General features: G+C 37.2%; 18 protein-coding genes. 14 read left to right on the forward strand and 4 right to left on the reverse strand.

All coding sequences use genetic code 11. The features are described 5' to 3' along the window. Positions 1-3: 3 nt before the first annotated feature. Positions 4-1,395, reverse strand: coding sequence for an MATE family efflux transporter (locus LV704_RS07890; protein WP_163420905.1), 1,392 nt, complete (start codon positions 1,393-1,395; stop codon positions 4-6). Then, positions 1,396-2,427: a ferrochelatase gene (hemH, locus tag LV704_RS07895; protein ID WP_163420904.1), complete on the reverse strand. Its 1,032-nt coding sequence runs from the start codon at positions 2,425-2,427 to the stop codon at positions 1,396-1,398. 143 nt (positions 2,428-2,570) lie between these two features. Between hemH and LV704_RS07900 the strand changes: the two genes are divergently transcribed. The 3 genes from LV704_RS07900 (at position 2,571) to LV704_RS07910 (ending at position 4,938) form a co-directional block, all read left to right on the forward strand. Then, on the forward strand, positions 2,571-3,356 hold the full coding sequence (locus LV704_RS07900; RefSeq protein WP_163420903.1) for a hypothetical protein: 786 nt from the start codon (positions 2,571-2,573) through the stop codon (positions 3,354-3,356). 38 nt (positions 3,357-3,394) lie between these two features. Then, positions 3,395-4,006, forward strand: a complete 612-nt coding sequence (locus LV704_RS07905; protein WP_205597860.1) for a hypothetical protein — start codon at positions 3,395-3,397, stop codon at positions 4,004-4,006. A 131-nt stretch (positions 4,007-4,137) separates the two neighbouring features. Continuing rightward, positions 4,138-4,938, forward strand: a complete 801-nt coding sequence (locus tag LV704_RS07910) for an N-acetylmuramoyl-L-alanine amidase-like domain-containing protein (RefSeq protein WP_233782170.1) — start codon at positions 4,138-4,140, stop codon at positions 4,936-4,938. On the opposite strand, the gene LV704_RS07915 is transcribed toward LV704_RS07910, so the two are convergent. Next, positions 4,924-5,673, reverse strand: coding sequence for a ThuA domain-containing protein (locus LV704_RS07915; protein WP_205597859.1), 750 nt, complete (start codon positions 5,671-5,673; stop codon positions 4,924-4,926). The two genes, LV704_RS07910 and LV704_RS07915, sit on opposite strands and share 15 nt — an antisense overlap. A gap of 10 nt (positions 5,674-5,683) precedes the next feature. Beyond that, the gene (locus LV704_RS07920; protein WP_163420899.1) at positions 5,684-6,562 is read right to left on the reverse strand and encodes an AraC family transcriptional regulator; all 879 of its coding nucleotides are present in this window, start codon (positions 6,560-6,562) and stop codon (positions 5,684-5,686) included. Between the two features lie 209 nt (positions 6,563-6,771). On the opposite strand from LV704_RS07920, the gene hemA reads away from it, so the two are divergent. From hemA to LV704_RS07975, 11 genes are all read left to right on the forward strand, one after another. Then, entirely contained in the window at positions 6,772-8,028 is a 1,257-nt protein-coding gene (gene hemA / locus LV704_RS07925) for a glutamyl-tRNA reductase (RefSeq protein WP_163420898.1), read from the forward strand. Continuing rightward, positions 8,025-8,951: a hydroxymethylbilane synthase gene (hemC, locus tag LV704_RS07930; protein ID WP_163420897.1), complete on the forward strand. Its 927-nt coding sequence runs from the start codon at positions 8,025-8,027 to the stop codon at positions 8,949-8,951. Before hemA ends, hemC begins: the two co-directional genes overlap by 4 nt. Next, a complete protein-coding gene (locus LV704_RS07935; RefSeq protein ID WP_163420896.1) occupies positions 8,929-9,594 on the forward strand; it encodes a uroporphyrinogen-III synthase in 666 nt (221 codons plus the stop codon). The genes hemC and LV704_RS07935 overlap by 23 nt, the downstream gene beginning before the upstream one ends. Continuing rightward, on the forward strand, positions 9,587-10,612 hold the full coding sequence (hemE, locus tag LV704_RS07940) for a uroporphyrinogen decarboxylase (protein ID WP_163420895.1): 1,026 nt from the start codon (positions 9,587-9,589) through the stop codon (positions 10,610-10,612). Before LV704_RS07935 ends, hemE begins: the two co-directional genes overlap by 8 nt. A gap of 18 nt (positions 10,613-10,630) precedes the next feature. Beyond that, complete coding sequence (locus tag LV704_RS07945; protein ID WP_163420894.1) at positions 10,631-11,179, forward strand: GNAT family N-acetyltransferase; 549 nt, start codon at positions 10,631-10,633, stop codon at positions 11,177-11,179. 121 nt (positions 11,180-11,300) lie between these two features. Continuing rightward, positions 11,301-11,675 (forward strand): hypothetical protein, encoded by a 375-nt coding sequence (locus LV704_RS07950; RefSeq protein WP_163420893.1) that lies wholly within the window; start codon positions 11,301-11,303, stop codon positions 11,673-11,675. Next, positions 11,675-12,577: an oxygen-dependent coproporphyrinogen oxidase gene (gene hemF, locus LV704_RS07955; protein ID WP_163420892.1), complete on the forward strand. Its 903-nt coding sequence runs from the start codon at positions 11,675-11,677 to the stop codon at positions 12,575-12,577. Before LV704_RS07950 ends, hemF begins: the two co-directional genes overlap by 1 nt. A 28-nt stretch (positions 12,578-12,605) precedes the next feature. Further along, a complete protein-coding gene (locus LV704_RS07960) occupies positions 12,606-13,394 on the forward strand; it encodes a PhzF family phenazine biosynthesis protein (protein ID WP_163420891.1) in 789 nt (262 codons plus the stop codon). A gap of 38 nt (positions 13,395-13,432) precedes the next feature. Then, positions 13,433-13,726, forward strand: a complete 294-nt coding sequence (locus LV704_RS07965) for a four helix bundle protein (RefSeq protein WP_163420890.1) — start codon at positions 13,433-13,435, stop codon at positions 13,724-13,726. 95 nt (positions 13,727-13,821) lie between these two features. After that, a complete protein-coding gene (gene hemB / locus LV704_RS07970; RefSeq protein WP_163420889.1) occupies positions 13,822-14,811 on the forward strand; it encodes a porphobilinogen synthase in 990 nt (329 codons plus the stop codon). 23 nt (positions 14,812-14,834) lie between these two features. Beyond that, positions 14,835-16,127, forward strand: coding sequence for a serine hydrolase (locus tag LV704_RS07975; protein WP_163420888.1), 1,293 nt, complete (start codon positions 14,835-14,837; stop codon positions 16,125-16,127). Positions 16,128-16,156: the final 29 nt, after the last annotated feature.

Consider the following 16,156-nt stretch of genomic DNA (forward strand, 5'->3'; position numbering starts at 1 on the left):
AAGTTATTGTCCTGCAGATACTTGAAGCTTCGTTTTTACTTCTTTACCTAAATAAATTCCAGTAACTATTGTTGCTAAAACATCAGCAATTGGAAATGACAACCAAACTCCCAATTCTCCCAAAAAACTTGGGAGAATCAAAATAAGCGGAATAAAAAAGAATCCTTGTCGTGTTAGGGTCAAAAGCAAGGCAGGGATTGCTTTTCCCACAGCTTGAAAATAGGCAGCCCCAATCAATTGTAAAGCTATAATAGGTGTTGCCGCAAAGACCCATCGCATAGCTGCAGGAGCATGTTCCAGTACAAATGCATTGGTTATTAGTTCCTCAGCTGGCAAGTCCTTCCTACTGCTTAGGAACAAAGATGTTATTGCCTCTGGAAAGACCATCAACCCTATAAATACGAGTGTAGCCACCAATGCCGCGTACTTAATGGCTGTATAAATGGATTCTTTAACGCGGTCATATTTTAAAGCACCATAATTAAATCCTGCAATCGGTAAAAACCCTTGGGTAACACCAAAAACAGGAAAGAGTGCAAACATGAGCATTCTGCCTATTATAGCGTACACAGCAACCATGGCCTCCCCTCCCAAATTGAACAGAATATTGTTCATTAACAAATAGGTAATACTGGTGACCGCTTGTCTTGCCAAGGTTACAAAACCAAGAGAGCCAATTTCTTTTAAAATTGGCATGTTCAATCCAAAATGGGATAGGCTTATTTTTAGTTCCGAATTCTTGGAAAGAAAAAAATAGAAGATGTAGCCAAAACAGAGCAGGTAACCAACAGTTGTTGCCCATGCCGCACCATGCATTCCCCAGTCAAAAACATAGATAAAGATATAATCCATGAGCAGGTTCCCAACGGAAGGAATAATCATGGCTATCATAGCAAATTTTGGTTTCCCTTCGGCCCTAATAACAGTATTGCCCATCATACAAAGTGCTAAAAAAGGCACCCCGTATAAAATGATGGTATAATAAATTTTTGCAGGAGCAAATATGGTTCCCTTACCGCCAAAGGCTGGTATAAGATCATCTACAAAGTATAGCCCCAAAGCCACCATACTGATAGTCACCAAAAGGGTCAGTGTAATCTGGTTTCCAAAAGTTTTAAGGGCTTTTTCCTTATTTTCAGCTCCCAGTGCCCTAGAAATTATGCTGGAACCGCCAATACCGATTGCCATTCCCAATGCGGCAATAAAAAAAGATACGGGCAAAACAACATTAATGGCGGCTATGGCAATGGAGCCAATCCAATTTCCTACGAAAATGGAATCCACCAAAACATTCAGGGACATCACTAAAATTCCTATGGAAGCGGGTACCGCTTGCTTGATCAGTAATTTACCAATCGGCTCTGTTCCTAATTGATCAGAGGATACTTTTGCCATCTACACGGGCAGGGTTTCTTTGGACTGCCAATCATTGACCCATTTGGCCATTAGCTTCACCCATTCCTCATTATCATTTAGACAAGGGATGTGAATATAGGATTCGCCGCCGGCTTCCATAAATTGGTCCTTTCCTTCCATTGCAATTTCTTCCAACGTCTCCAAACAATCAGAGACAAATGCTGGGGTAATCACTGCCAATTTTGTCTTTCCTTCTTTTGCCAAACGTTCAAATTCAAAATCGGTGAAGGGTTTTAGCCATGGATCGTTGGGCAACCTAGATTGAAAAGAAATACTGGTTTTATCCTCTGGCAATCCTAAAAAGGTTTTTACTTTTTCAGTAGTGTCAAAACATTGGTGGCGATAACATGTATGGTGTGCCACAGAATTTGTTTTGCAACAGCTGCTATCTATTTTACAATGAAATTTTGTTGGATCCGATTTTCTAATATGACGTTCCGGAATACCATGATATGAGAACAAAACATGGTCGTAATCAAAACCCTCAAGTCCTTTTTCAATACTTTTTGAAAGCACTTCAATATAGTCAGGATTGTTATAAAAAGCCGGCAAGGTGGTAATCTGCATTTCTGGAAAATGCGTAGTCTGCACTTCCATAGTTTTAACCACAACGGTTTCAAAAGAGCTCATTGCATATTGCGGGTACAAAGGAACCAACAGTACCTCATCCACTCCTTTATCTTTTAATTCTTGTAACGCATTTTTAATGGTCATGGAGCCATAACGCATTCCAAGGGCAACGGGCATTTCGGTCTGGTCCTTTACTTTTTCAGTAAATCGTTCCGAGATAACAATCAATGGAGAACCTTCTTCCCACCAAATTTTGGAATACGCTTCCGCAGATTTTTTTGGGCGCGTCTGTAATATGATTCCTCTAACAATGATATTTCGCAACCAGTTGGGAACATCAATAACCCTCTCGTCCATCAAAAATTCATCCAAGTACGGTTTTACATCTTTTGCGGTTGGACTATCTGGAGAACCCAAATTAACCAATAACACTCCTTTCATAGCAATTTGTTAAGAGCAGTAAAAATACTACTTGAATATAAGATGATAGGTACAGAATCAAAATACTTTATTTATACTCCTATAGAGAAGTTCAATTTAATTAATTCATTGGTGCTATCTTGTTGTTGGACGAAAAATCTGTAATGCAAAACGTTATTTTCTATACTTTATCCCATAGTAAGATTCAACGTGAATACCTGGACTTTATGAAGCTCTTCAAATTTTTATCGGCATTGACTTTCCTTTTTTTATGCATCAACTGTTCTAAAAGTGAAACTCCTTCGCCTATGCCAGACCCAGATGTGGGTGGAGAGGAAGAGCCAACTCAGCCTCCTACTCCAGAAGAACCAATAAGCGAAATTTATTTTACCTTTCATATTGATGAATCCATAGATACAGATGATAATCAGGATGATTGGATAGTTTTACATGATAATAAAGGGGATTTACTCGATTATAGACCTTTTGAATCAACAGAAAGCTTGGTTTTTGAGAAACGCTCCGATAGTATTACAAATGATTTTTCCGTTTCGTTGGTAAAAATCCAGTTTCTTGCATCCGACCCTTGTATTGGAGATGTATGGCATAATATTGTAACATATCCCGGGATAGCAAAAGGAAGTGTATGGAATTACTCAAAAAAACCTATAAACAATGTGTCCCCAGAAAAAATTGGTGAATTTAATCTAGAGGTAGCTGACATTACTGGAAGTGACACTTCTTGGATTCTTGATCATAATTTTCTGTCGATATCAAAGTTTGGAATTTATGGAGGCGATGGGTCTTCCGCCGCTAACACCAATGGAACCGTGACATTACAACGCAATGGGCTTTCTCTGTATGAAAATAATAGTCCATATTTAATGTCAATAATGGACGAAGGGCTAAATTTAAAATTTTTGATAGCCCAACTATTGATGAGTCCTTAAGTTTTAACTTTAATGAATTTGAAGCATTTGACTCATATTTGCATCTTCCTGCTTTACCCCCAAATACGGGAAACAAGATTCGGTTACTAGGACAGAACAAAGATATTGCCAATAGCCATGACAAAGGTTTTCTTTTGCAAGAACTTTTTAATTCTAACATTCAATCTCCCATTCCTTTGGGTTTTTTAAATCAATTTGACTATTACAAAACCTTTTTTGAAATACATTTTGAAAATTATGAATACCACTACAATCGAAATGGCAATAAGCCAGAAATAAACATCCCAGATTACCCAAGCATGGCAATAATAAATTCTGATATCACAAATTTTGATTTTCAAATCAACCTTGAATATAAAAAAAAGGTGAACAATTGGATAAAGCGATCCGACACTCAGAGTTGTTCTTATACTTGGTGGCAAGTGCATTCAACTAAAGACAACTATCCTATTGGAATAGGCTTGCCTGCAGCTATTATGGAACAATATCCTTTATTGCTGCTTGAAGAGGCCAAACTGGAATCCTCGAAGTTTTATATAAATTCCGATTCATATGATACGTTCATTGAAAATGAATTCATTATTCCTTCTGAGCAAGCATTGAGGGATGATTTTATTGAAGAATGGATTACCCTTTTCCATAACGAATAGTTTTTCTTATCCTTAAATCTTGGTTCTTATATTTGATATATGAAAACACCTCTATTTATCAAGAGTTAAATTAGTTCAGCAGTAAAATGAATAATATATCGATACTCCTTTTATTTCTCCATACAGCTGTAATGAATGCGCAACTCATAAGCTCTTCTCCTACAGACAAATCTCTCTTTGATGCTAAAATCCTGGAGCTCCAAAAGTTAAATGTCTCTGAAATGGACAATTCTGTTGTAGACATCGGTAAATCATTTTTAGACACTCCATACGTTGAAAAAACATTGGAAATAGGCGACACAGAAACTCTGGTTGTCAACTTAAGGGGGTTTGATTGCACCACCTATGTTGAGAATGTTTTGGCCTTTGGTCTATTACTCCAAAATAATCAAACTGACTTTGAGGGTTTTACCAAAAACCTTGAAACCATTCGGTATAGAAATAGTGTTTTAGATGGTTACCCTTCTCGTTTACATTATTTTACAGAATGGATTAGAAACAATGAACAAAAGGGACTTGTTAAAAACATCACTGTAGAACTTGATGGTATTGAGACGAACAAATCCATCAATTTTATGGGTACCCATAGAGCATTGTACCCTTTTTTGAAAGATGACGAAAACTACGAGGCCATTCAAGCTGTTGAAATAGAACTTGCCAAAGAAAGCCTTTGTATCCTACCTCAGGATAAAATTGAAAGCAAGGAACATTTGATTCAATCTGGAGATATTATTGCACTTGCCACATCTATTAAAGGGTTAGATGTAACCCATACCGGATTTGCCATTAAACAAAATGGAAGAATACATCTACTTCATGCTTCCAGTTCCGGGTCTGTTAGAATAACCGAAGAACCATTAGTTGATTATTTAAAAAAAATCAAAAGTAATATTGGTATCATTGTGGCAAGACCTACTCTACTTTCTCCCTAAGCACCATTCAATACCACCTAGTAGATGTTGTCTAAAATCAGGCTCATCAAAAGAAGTTTCTGTGTGGCCGCCTCCGGTATAAAAAGCTCTTCCACCGTCAAATTCATGATACCAAGCTATAGGATGATTTTCGCCATTAGTTCCTCCTTCATAACTTTTTTCATCTAAATTAAGTAAGACAGAAACGTTGGGGTTTAGGTTTTTGTAATTGTACCATTCATCCGTACGCATCCAAGAATCAGAAAGATGATTGGTAGAACTATGTTCTTTATTCAGTACATCTATCTTAGCTTCATGCACACCGGGAGGATGGCTATCAAAATAACCACCAACCAATTTGCCATACCACGGCCAATCGTATTCCGTATCTGCCGCAGCATGAATCCCTAGAAAGCTTCCACCACCTTTAATATAATTTTCAAACGCCACTTGTTGGGTGTTATCCAAAACTTCCAATGTAGTACTAAGAAAAACCACCAATTTGTAATTTTTCAAGTTTTGGGGATTAAAGTCCGAAGACGTCTCCGTTTGTAGTACAATAAAACCATTCTCTCTACCCAATTGCCTTAGTGTTCTAACCCCTTTTTCTATGGATTCATGACGATAACCGGTAGTCTTGCTAAAGATCAAAACTAGCTCTGGGGTCTTTGGGGTACTCTCTGTTTTTGAGTCATCCTGGGCATTAATAAATAGTGTTGAACAAAGGGCAAACAAGAATAGTCTAATAGGTTTCATCAAAAGGGTTTTAAACATTTGAAGTTAAATATTTTTTTGGTGTTGTTCCATATTTCTTTTTGAAAGAAGCAATAAAATGACTGGCGGTGCTATAGCCTACCCTAAGGCCAACCTCATTTACGTTATGGCTTCCAGTTTCAAGCATTTTTCTAGCGTATTCCATTTTATAGTCAAACAAAAAACCATAAACCGAATCGCCATAAATCTGTTTGAACCCCTCTTTCAACTTCTTTAAACTTAATCCTATTTCTTTTGAAAGTTCATTCAATGTTGGTGGTTCCACCATTCTGGAAATCATGATCTCCTTGGCCATTTTTATACGGCGCACATTATCTTCATCTGCCAAGAAAGGGCATTGTTCCAAATCTGCATCCTTGGTTTTATTAAAATACAGCGAGATCAGTTCATATACTTTCCCTCTTACGTACAATTCTTTAATGGATGGATGCAGATTATAGTTCATTAATTGACTCAATACTACTGCAATTGCAGGGGAAACAACTTCTTGGGAATAGTATTTTTTTTCTTTATTGTCTTCGCTCAAAAATGGAATGTAATTGGCCTCATTGGAAAAAAGAGAATGAAACTTTCTAATGGTCATGATAACAGATAACAACCAGGTGTTAGGGGAAACATTCAAATTTAATGGCAAATCTTTCTGCGTATTGTACAACAAAAGGGAGTTCTCTTCAGATACTTCCAATGCATAATGTCCATGATTAAAATTAAACCGAGATCCACCCTTCAGACAAAAATGAAATTGAATAAATGAGCTGTCAATTTCCCGTTCAATAACATTAATTTCTTCTGTATCGTTCTGAATTTTAAGTATATAAAACCCATCTTCCACTAAAATTTCCTCATACGAACCTTTGGCGACATTTTCCATTGCTTAATGCTGTTTTTTAAAGCAATTAATTCTATTTAGAATGACTCTAAATTGTTTTTGCTAATTCAAATTTACCAATAAAAGCAGTGTTTTTGAAGTATTTAGTCAAAAAGTGACCATAATTGTGCAAAGGCTGTTATTTATAGTTCCGCTAGCGTTATTTTTTAAAATATAGTGCCCCTATTTTTGTGACACGATTTTTATCCTTTATGAGGAGTTACCACATTTCAAAACATAATTCTTTTTACGCCATAGGGCTAAGCTACAAGAAAGCAGATGCCGAAGTAAGAGGAAAGTTCAGTCTAGATGTTCCAGCAATAGATTGCATTATGGTTCAAGCTAAGGAGCAGGGCGTAGATGGTCTTTTGGTAATCTCCACTTGTAACCGGACCGAACTATACGGTTTTGCGCAACACCCGTTTCAACTTATTAAATTGCTTTGTGATCAAACTGCGGGTAATGTTGAGGAGTTTCAAGAGGTTGCTTATGTTTACAAAAACCATGATGCAATTTCGCATATGTTTAAAGTGGGCACTGGCTTGGACAGTCAAATTTTGGGTGACTTTGAAATCATCAGTCAAATCAAGCAAGGTTTTTATCGCTCCAAAAAGCAGGATATGGCAAATCCGTTTATCGAGCGCCTGTGCAACGCTGTTATCCAAGCAAGCAAACGCATTAAAAACGAAACCGAATTATCTTCTGGTGCCACATCTGTTGCTTTTGCCTCAGTCAAATATATCTTAAATACAATTTCAGATATCTCTGAAAAGAACATTTTACTTTTTGGGACTGGAAAAATAGGAAGGAACACTTGCGAAAACCTCATCAAACATTCTAAAAACTCCCATATTACTTTAATTAATAGAACTCGGGAAAAAGCTGAGGCCATTGCGGGGAAATTTGATTTAACCGTAAAAGATTATGGTGATTTACAAACGGAGATTAGAAAAGCTGATATTCTTGTTGTAGCTACAGGAGCTCAATTGCCCACAATTTCCAAAGCATTGATCTATCCAAAAAAGCCATTGCTCATTTTAGATCTTTCGGTCCCAAAAAACGTATCGGATGATGTTTTGGAATTAGACAATGTATCCTTGGTCCACTTGGACCAACTTTCTCAAATTACAGATGATACCCTAACCAAAAGAAAAGAATTTGTTCCCAAAGCGGAGGCTATTATTGAGCAGGTTAGAAAAGAGTTTTTGAAATGGTTAGAAACTAGAAAATTTGCCCCGGTAATTAACGCGCTTAAAGAGAAACTTAAAACGATGAAGGCTGAAGAAATTGACTTTCATTCAAAAAAATTATCCGATTTTAACCAAGATCAAGCAGAAATTATCTCGGAAAGAATTATTCAAAAAATTACAAAACAGTTTGCTAACCATTTAAAGAGTTCTGAGGTTGATACACAAGATAGTTTGGAACTTATTCAAAAGGTTTTCCAGTTAGAAATTGATTCAAAATGAGCAAAATCATACGAATCGGAACCCGCGATAGCGAATTGGCATTGTGGCAGGCAACAACAGTACAGCAAAAAATTGAAGATTTAGGGTTTGATACAATTTTGGTCCCTATAAAATCTACGGGTGACCAAGTCCTGGACAAACCTCTTTACGAACTTGGAATTACGGGGATTTTCACCAAAACATTGGATGTAGCCTTGTTAAAAGGTCAGATTGATATTGCAGTGCATTCCATGAAAGATGTGCCAACCCAATTACCACAGGGAATTGTTCAAACCGCCGTTTTGGAGCGTGCTGTTACCAGTGATATTTTGGTCCATAAGGGAGTAAGTTTTCTTCAATCTGAAAACTCAGCTACAATCGCTACGGGTAGTTTAAGAAGAAAAGCACAGTGGCTACATAAATACCCTCACCACAAGGTTGCGGATTTAAGAGGTAATGTTAACTCTAGACTTCTGAAACTGATTGAGAATGATTGGAACGGTGCCATTTTTGCACAGGCAGGTTTAGAGCGTATCAAGCTTTTACCAAAAGATGCCATATCCTTGGACTGGATGATTCCGGCTCCTGCACAGGGAGCAATGTTAATAGTTGCTTTGGAGAAGGATGCATTTTCAAGAGAAGTAACCCAAAAGCTAAATCACAAAGATTCAGAAATTACAACAACCATTGAACGTGAGTTTTTAAGAGCCCTAGAAGGTGGTTGCACCGCTCCTATTGGGGCATTGGCCAATATAAAAGACCAATCGGTCCATTTCATTGGAACAGTGTTCTCTTTGGATGGAAAACAAAAAGTTGACATTGAAAAGACCATCCCAGTAAAGTCCGCCAAAGGATTTGGAGAAATATGTGCACAAGAAGTTTTAAGTAATGGTGGAGATAAACTCATGGAAAGTATCAGAAATGAAAACAGTACTCTCCACTAAAATACTCTCACCTTCACAAAAGGAATTGTTCTTAAACTCTGGTCTAGGTTTAGTTGAATATAATGCCTTGCAAATTGAGTTTTTAGATGTGACAATTGCTCTTCATTACCAAAACTATATTTTCACAAGTAAAAACGCGGTAAAAGCTTTTTTAAGACATTCAAAAAAAATAGACACCTCTGATTATAAAGCTTTTTGCGTTGGCGAAAAGACTAAAGTTATACTGGAAGAAAATGGTTTAAAAGTTATCAAAAACACTGAAAATGCTTCAGATTTGGGTGATTTTATAGTCAAAAACCATCAAAATGAAGAATTTCTTTTTTTATGTGGAAACATAAGAAGAGCGGAGTTGCCAGAAGTTTTATCAAAAAATAACATTCGGTATACTGAAATTGAAACATATAAAACCCATTTGGTTCATAGAAAGTTCAACCGTCTTTTTGATGGTCTACTTTTTTTTAGTCCAAGTGGCATAAAAAGTTATACAAAGGAAAATTCTATTTCAGAACAAATGCTTTTCTGCATTGGTAACACCACTGCGACAGAAGCTAAAAAACACACAGATCAAATTATAATTGCTAACAAGCCAACAGTAGAAAATGTGTTGGTCCAGGCTATAAAATATTTTAAAAAGCATGATTAAAAACGACTTGTTCCTAAGAGCTTTAAAAGGTGAAACCGTAGATAGACCTCCTGTTTGGATGATGCGCCAGGCCGGCCGTTATCTTCCAGAGTTTATGGAACTAAAAGAGCAGTACGATTTCTTTACTCGATGCCAAACTCCAGAATTGGCTTCAGAAATAACCGTGCAGCCCATTAGGCGTTATGGAATGGACGCAGCTATCCTATTCAGTGATATTTTGGTGATTCCGCAAGCTATGAATATTGAGGTGCAAATGAAACCGAACTTTGGACCTTATTTACCCAACCCAATTAGGACCGCTAAAGATTTGGATCGTGTTATCATTCCTAGCATTGAAGAATCCTTAGGATATGTGTTAGATGCCATTACTATGACCAAGGAAAAATTGGCAGATGAAATTCCATTGATCGGTTTTGCAGGGTCTCCTTGGACCATACTTTGTTATTGTGTTGAAGGACAAGGCAGCAAAAGTTTTGATAAAGCACGTGGATTTTGTTTTACACAACCCGAAGCCGCTCATCAGCTGCTTCAGAAAATAACAGATACCACCATAGCCTATTTAAAAGCCAAGGTGAGGGCAGGTGTAAATGCCGTCCAAATTTTTGATTCATGGGGAGGAATGTTATCACCAGTGGATTATCAAGAATTTTCATGGAAATACATTCAACAAATTGTAGATGCATTAAAAGATGAAGCGCCTGTAATTGTTTTTGGAAAAGGCTGCTGGTTTGCTTTAAAAGAGATGTCACAATCTGGAGCTTCGGCTCTTGGAGTGGATTGGACTTGCTCTGCTCAAAATGCTCGATACTTGACCGGAGGAAATATTACGCTGCAAGGGAATTTTGATCCTGCTCGACTACTTTCTCCTCCAGAAGTCATCAAAAAAATGGTCACTCAAATGATCCGTGAGTTTGGCAAGGACAGATATGTGGTGAACTTGGGGCATGGTATTCTACCGCACATCCCAGTAGAAAATGCAAGAGCATTTATTGATGCAGTTAAAGAATATACCGATTAGCCTTTTTAAGTGTTGAAGATGCAACTTGACTTTGAAAACTATAGCATAAGTCCTATCCAAGAAAAAGATGCTTGGAGACTTTGCAATTTTGTAGTTTCAAATTCAGAACGGCTTAAAGCTTATTTTCCGCAGACTTTACAACAAAATCTCACCCCCACTTTGGCACAATTGTTCGTTGCGAAAAAGGTTAAAGAATATATGGCCAAAGAGGAGTTTCTCTTCACCATAAAAGAGAATACAAACCATACTATAGTTGGATTGCTTTATGTAAAAAACCTTCGTAAAATTCAGCACCAGGGAGAGTTGGCCTATTGCCTAGGGTATCAATATGAAGGTAAAGGCATCACAACAACAAGTATTAAAAAATTGATCCCATGGTGTTTTAATGAAGCTGAATTGCACACACTACAAATCATTGTTCACCATAGCAATTTAGCGAGCAAACGAATTGCAGATAAAAATGGATTTGTTTGGAAACAAACCTTGCCTCAAGAACACACCACAAGCAATGGAGAGGTTTTGGATATGGAACTATACGAACTTCATAATCCCAAAATTCACGCTTGAAACCATGAATCTAATTAAAACATTGAGAAGATTAGATTTAAAAAGTATCTGGGTTTTGACAAAATTATGTTTACGATTTCCCTTGTTTATTTTCCCTACACTGTCTGCCACTAAAAACTGTATGTCAATTTCAACGCAACATTACGGCCGTTCACATTATAAGAATGGCCCAGCGAATGCTTTCCGGCATGCCTTCTGGAATTACCTAATTGCTAAAAAGTGTCACCATACCATTAAAAATGAAGCTGTAGTACTTACTTGGGTAGAAAAAATTACTGATTGGCATGAAGAAGCTTTTCCAAACCGAAAATTGGCAAGAAAGATGGATTTGCACAATAATGAAGTAGGTCGTTTTGTTTTTTTAAAATATTCATCCCAAACAGTTCATAATGTGATAGTCATTTTAAAAAAAATGGCTCTCACATCTTCCAAAGTGAATACAAATTCCAACTTTGCTAATTTTAAAAACAAACTTGTTCATATAATTGATGAATAATGAAAGATAAATTCTACGCATATATACAAACGCTTCAAGATACCATTACCTCAAAACTTGAAGAAGTTGACGGAAAAGCTAAATTCCAGGAAGATCTCTGGAAACGCCCTGAAGGTGGCGGTGGCAGAACACGAGTTATAGAAAACGGAGCTGTTTTTGAAAAAGGTGGAGTCAACATTTCCGGAGTTCATGGGGAGCTGCCAAAAAGTATGCAGCACTATTTTGGAGTTCAAAATGCCGATTTTTTTGCCTGTGGATTAAGTCTTGTTCTGCACCCAAAAAGTCCTATGGTTCCAACGGTACATGCCAATTGGAGGTATTTTGAAATGTACGATAAGGAAGGGAATATAATAGACCAATGGTTTGGAGGTGGCCAGGACCTTACTCCCTATTATTTGTTTGAAGAAGATGGTAAGCACTTTCACACCATTTGCAAAAAAGCATGTGACACACATGACCCTGAGTTTTATCCCAACTACAAGAAAAGATGTGATGAATATTTTTGGAACACCCACAGAAATGAAGCACGAGGCTTGGGCGGTCTTTTCTTTGATTATTGCAAAACAACCGATACCATGAAAATGGATAACTGGTATAACTTTGTAACTGAGGTCGGCAATAGCTTTCTAGAAGCATATATACCAATCGTTTTAAAAAGAAAAGAGCTGTCATACACTGAAAAACAAAGGGACTGGCAAGAAGTAAGACGAGGGCGTTATGTAGAATTTAATTTGGTTCACGATAAAGGAACTTTATTCGGATTAAAAACAAATGGACGTATTGAAAGCATTTTAATGAGTCTTCCGCCACATGTACAATGGAAGTATGACCATCATCCTGAAAAAGGAAGTGAGGAGGAAAAATTGATTCAGGTATTGCAAAATCCAAAAGATTGGGTTTAATATGTAGCTTTGTGTTCAAACCAAACCTATGAAACAAAAAATTTACCAAATAGACGCTTTTACCGATACCGTTTTTGGTGGTAATCCAGCTGCTGTATGCATTCTTGATGAATGGCTTGATTCCGGTTTAATGCAAAAGATTGCCCAAGAAAATAATCTAGCTGAAACGGCTTTTGTAGTGCAAAAAAATGCCACTTATGAATTGCGCTGGTTCACTCCCGAAACCGAAGTAGACCTATGCGGACATGCTACCTTGGCAACGGCTTACGTGCTGTTTAATTATCATGGCCATCCAGAAAATACCATTCGTTTTTATTCCCATAGAAGTGGTGAGCTTTTAGTAGAAAAAGCTGCAAATGGCTATATGACAATGAATTTTCCAACCGATGAAACGGTTTCCTTAAGAAGTATTTCAGAAATTAATGAGGCTATTGGGCTAACTCCCCTTAAAACCATAAAAGGAAAGACAGACTATTTGCTCATTTATAACTCACAACAAGAAATTGAAGCCATATCACCCAATTTTTATCTATTGGATAAATTGGATTGCCGAGGTGTAATTGTATCAGCACCTGGTGATAGCGTAGATTTTGTGTCACGCGCATTTTTTCCTCAATGTGGTATTCCAGAAGACCCAGTAACCGGTTCAGCGCATACCACTTTGACGCCTTACTGGACAAATGTCTTGGGTAAAACTAAAATGACTGCGAAGCAGATTTCTCCAAGAGGTGGCGACTTATTCTGCGAATACTTGGGAGAACGTGTAAAAATATCAGGTAAAGCCGTGCCATACCTTATCGGTGAAATTGATATCTAGCTATAAGTTAAAAGTTGATGGTTATAAGTGTTTAATTTATGGTGAATTATAAAAACTATAAGGTTTGGCAACGGTCGCACGATTTAGTTCTTAAAATTTATCGTGCGACCGAACAATTTCCAAAGTCAGAACAGTTTGGATTGGTTTCACAAATAAATAGAGCGTGTATTTCAATCCCGACGAACATAGCGGAAGGTTGTGGTAGGGAAACACAAAAGGAACTCGTTCGATTTCTTTATATTTCTTCTGGTTCAGCACATGAATTAGATTACCTGATTCTTGTTTCTAAAGAACTTGGTTTTATAGATTCAAAAAAACTGAAGAATTTCTGATTGAAATTGATGAAATAAAGAAAATGTTGGCCTCCCTCATAAAAACAATAAAAAAGACACTCTAAACTTTTAACTTAGAGCTTATAACCCAAAATATGTACCCACTAGTTAGAAATAGAAGATTGCGAGCATCAGAATCCATTAGAAGATTGGTTCGCGAAACGATCATAACTCCAGATGACTTTTTAGTGCCACTCTTTGTAGTAGAAGGGAAAGGAATAAAGGAAGAAATTCCATCCATGCCCAATTACTATAGATTGAGTTTGGACAACCTAGAAAAAGAAACAAAGGAACTTTGGAAAATGGGACTTTGTGCGGTATTACTTTTTGTAAAAGTACCAGACAATCTAAAGGACAATAAAGGCACTGAAGCGCTGAATGCTGAAGGTTTGATGCAACGCGCCATCAAAACAGTAAAAGATGCTTGTCCAGAGATGTTGGTGATGACGGATGTTGCACTTGACCCCTATTCCGCTTATGGTCATGATGGTATTGTTGCTGAAGGACAGATTCTAAATGATGAAACTGCGGAGGTTTTAGCAGAAATGAGTGTTTCACATGCACAGGCAGGGGCTGATTTTGTTGCACCAAGTGATATGATGGATGGCCGTATTCTAACCATTCGTGAAGCTTTGGAAGATGAAGGTTTTCAAAACACAGGAATCATGAGTTACTCTGCCAAATATGCCAGCGCTTTTTATGGCCCTTTTAGAGATGCTTTAGATTCTGCCCCAGTAGATATTGCCAATGTTCCAAAGGACAAGAAAACCTATCAAATGGATTTTGCCAATAGGTTTGAAGCCATTCGAGAAACCCAAATGGATATAGATGAAGGAGCAGATATTGTGATGGTAAAACCTGGACTGGCGTATTTGGATATTGTTCGCGAAATTAAAAATGAAGTGGACGTTCCCGTAGCCGTTTATCAAGTTTCAGGAGAATATGCCATGTTAAAAGCTGCCGCCGAAAAAGGCTGGCTAAATCATGATGCCGTAATGATGGAGCAGTTGATTGCCATTAAAAGAGCTGGCGCCAACATTATTGCCAGTTATTTTGCCAAAGATTTCATTCAGGTAATTAGTTAACTTTTTCCATTAAAACATAAACCATGAAAAATCTGGTTTTAGCTACCCTCTTTCTTTTTCTGTTTGTACAAACAAACAATGCTCAGCAATACGTAGCGAATGAAATTCCTTCTGAACCAGCTTTTGATGAGGCATCTGTTGCCATAGAGGTAGATTCAATAATGACTCATGGTATAAAAAACAATGCTTTCCCGGGAGCACAATTATTGGTTGCAAAAGACAATCAGGTGATTTTTCACAAAGCATATGGTTATCACACGTACGATAGTATTCAAAATGTAGGTTTAAATGACATATACGACCTAGCTTCTGTTACTAAAATTACAGGGCCACTCCCTGCAATCATGAAGTTGGTTGATGAGAAAAAACTCGACTTGGATGTCCCGTTCAGTACGTATTGGAAGCCTTGGAGAAAAAGAAAGAGCAAGAAAGATCTTACACTAAGACAAATCTTAAGTCATCAAGCTGGTTTGGTCCCCTACATCGTTTTTATGGCAAAAGTGATGAAAGATGGAAAAATTAAAAACCGATTTATAAGGAAAAAGCCGAACCCACGATTTCAAAAACAGGTTTATGATGGACTTTATATCCGAAATCGATTTCAGCGAAAAATGCATCGTATCATTAATCGCTCAAAAGTATCAGATGATAAGGTCTATAAATATTCTGGACTCTCCTTTCTTATTTTTCCTGAGTTAATCTCCCAACTCACCCAAATGGAATATGAAACATACCTAAAAGAGAATTTTTACACTCCGTTAGGTTGTAAGACCTTAAGTTTTAATCCAACCAACAAAAACTTTCCTAATGCCATAGTTCCTACAGAAAAGGATACGCTTTTTAGAAACGATCTCGTAAAAGGATGGGTACATGACGAAAATGCTTCGCTCTTAGGTGGGGTTTCAGGAAATGCAGGATTGTTTGGTACCGCAGAAGATATGTCAAAAATCATGTCCTTCTATCAAAATTATGGCTCCTATTCAGGCATGCAGCTTATTTCTGAAGAGACGGTCAAGGAATTTACAAAAATTCAATTTCCAGATAATGAAAATAGGAGGGGATTGGGTTTTGATAAACCATTAATTGGGAATGATACACTAGACTTAAAAGATGCCTATCCGTCACCCATGGCAAGCAACACAAGTTTTGGGCATTCAGGGTTTACGGGCACTTTTATTTGGGCAGACCCCGAAAACCAATTGGTATTTATTTTTCTTTCAAACAGGGTATACCCCACAAGAAACAATAGAAATCTTTACAAATTAAACATCAGAACCGCTCTGCAAGATGTTTTTTATAAAGCAACTTTAAATTAACAGGCATCAATTCATTATCTTGGTGTTTA

Source organism: Flagellimonas sp. CMM7 (assembly GCF_021390195.1).
In the GTDB taxonomy this organism is placed as follows: domain Bacteria; phylum Bacteroidota; class Bacteroidia; order Flavobacteriales; family Flavobacteriaceae; genus Flagellimonas.

Excerpts from the sequence above, each read along its gene's own strand:
- LV704_RS07935 (WP_163420896.1), top strand. The coding sequence starts at position 8,929 with ATGAAAACAGTACTCTCCACTAAAATACTCTCACCTTCACAAAAGGAA.
- LV704_RS07950 (WP_163420893.1), top strand. The coding sequence starts at position 11,301 with ATGTCAATTTCAACGCAACATTACGGCCGTTCACATTATAAGAATGGC.
- hemB (WP_163420889.1), top strand. The coding sequence starts at position 13,822 with ATGTACCCACTAGTTAGAAATAGAAGATTGCGAGCATCAGAATCCATT.
- LV704_RS07910 (WP_233782170.1), top strand. The coding sequence starts at position 4,138 with ATGAATGCGCAACTCATAAGCTCTTCTCCTACAGACAAATCTCTCTTT.
- hemE (WP_163420895.1), top strand. The coding sequence starts at position 9,587 with ATGATTAAAAACGACTTGTTCCTAAGAGCTTTAAAAGGTGAAACCGTA.
- hemH (WP_163420904.1), bottom strand. The coding sequence starts at position 2,427 with ATGAAAGGAGTGTTATTGGTTAATTTGGGTTCTCCAGATAGTCCAACC.
- hemC (WP_163420897.1), top strand. The coding sequence starts at position 8,025 with ATGAGCAAAATCATACGAATCGGAACCCGCGATAGCGAATTGGCATTG.
- LV704_RS07900 (WP_163420903.1), top strand. The coding sequence starts at position 2,571 with ATGCAAAACGTTATTTTCTATACTTTATCCCATAGTAAGATTCAACGT.
- LV704_RS07975 (WP_163420888.1), top strand. The coding sequence starts at position 14,835 with ATGAAAAATCTGGTTTTAGCTACCCTCTTTCTTTTTCTGTTTGTACAA.
- LV704_RS07920 (WP_163420899.1), bottom strand. The coding sequence starts at position 6,562 with ATGGAAAATGTCGCCAAAGGTTCGTATGAGGAAATTTTAGTGGAAGAT.
- LV704_RS07890 (WP_163420905.1), bottom strand. The coding sequence starts at position 1,395 with ATGGCAAAAGTATCCTCTGATCAATTAGGAACAGAGCCGATTGGTAAA.
- LV704_RS07945 (WP_163420894.1), top strand. The coding sequence starts at position 10,631 with ATGCAACTTGACTTTGAAAACTATAGCATAAGTCCTATCCAAGAAAAA.
- hemF (WP_163420892.1), top strand. The coding sequence starts at position 11,675 with ATGAAAGATAAATTCTACGCATATATACAAACGCTTCAAGATACCATT.
- hemA (WP_163420898.1), top strand. The coding sequence starts at position 6,772 with ATGAGGAGTTACCACATTTCAAAACATAATTCTTTTTACGCCATAGGG.
- LV704_RS07965 (WP_163420890.1), top strand. The coding sequence starts at position 13,433 with ATGGTGAATTATAAAAACTATAAGGTTTGGCAACGGTCGCACGATTTA.
- LV704_RS07915 (WP_205597859.1), bottom strand. The coding sequence starts at position 5,673 with ATGAAACCTATTAGACTATTCTTGTTTGCCCTTTGTTCAACACTATTT.
- LV704_RS07960 (WP_163420891.1), top strand. The coding sequence starts at position 12,606 with ATGAAACAAAAAATTTACCAAATAGACGCTTTTACCGATACCGTTTTT.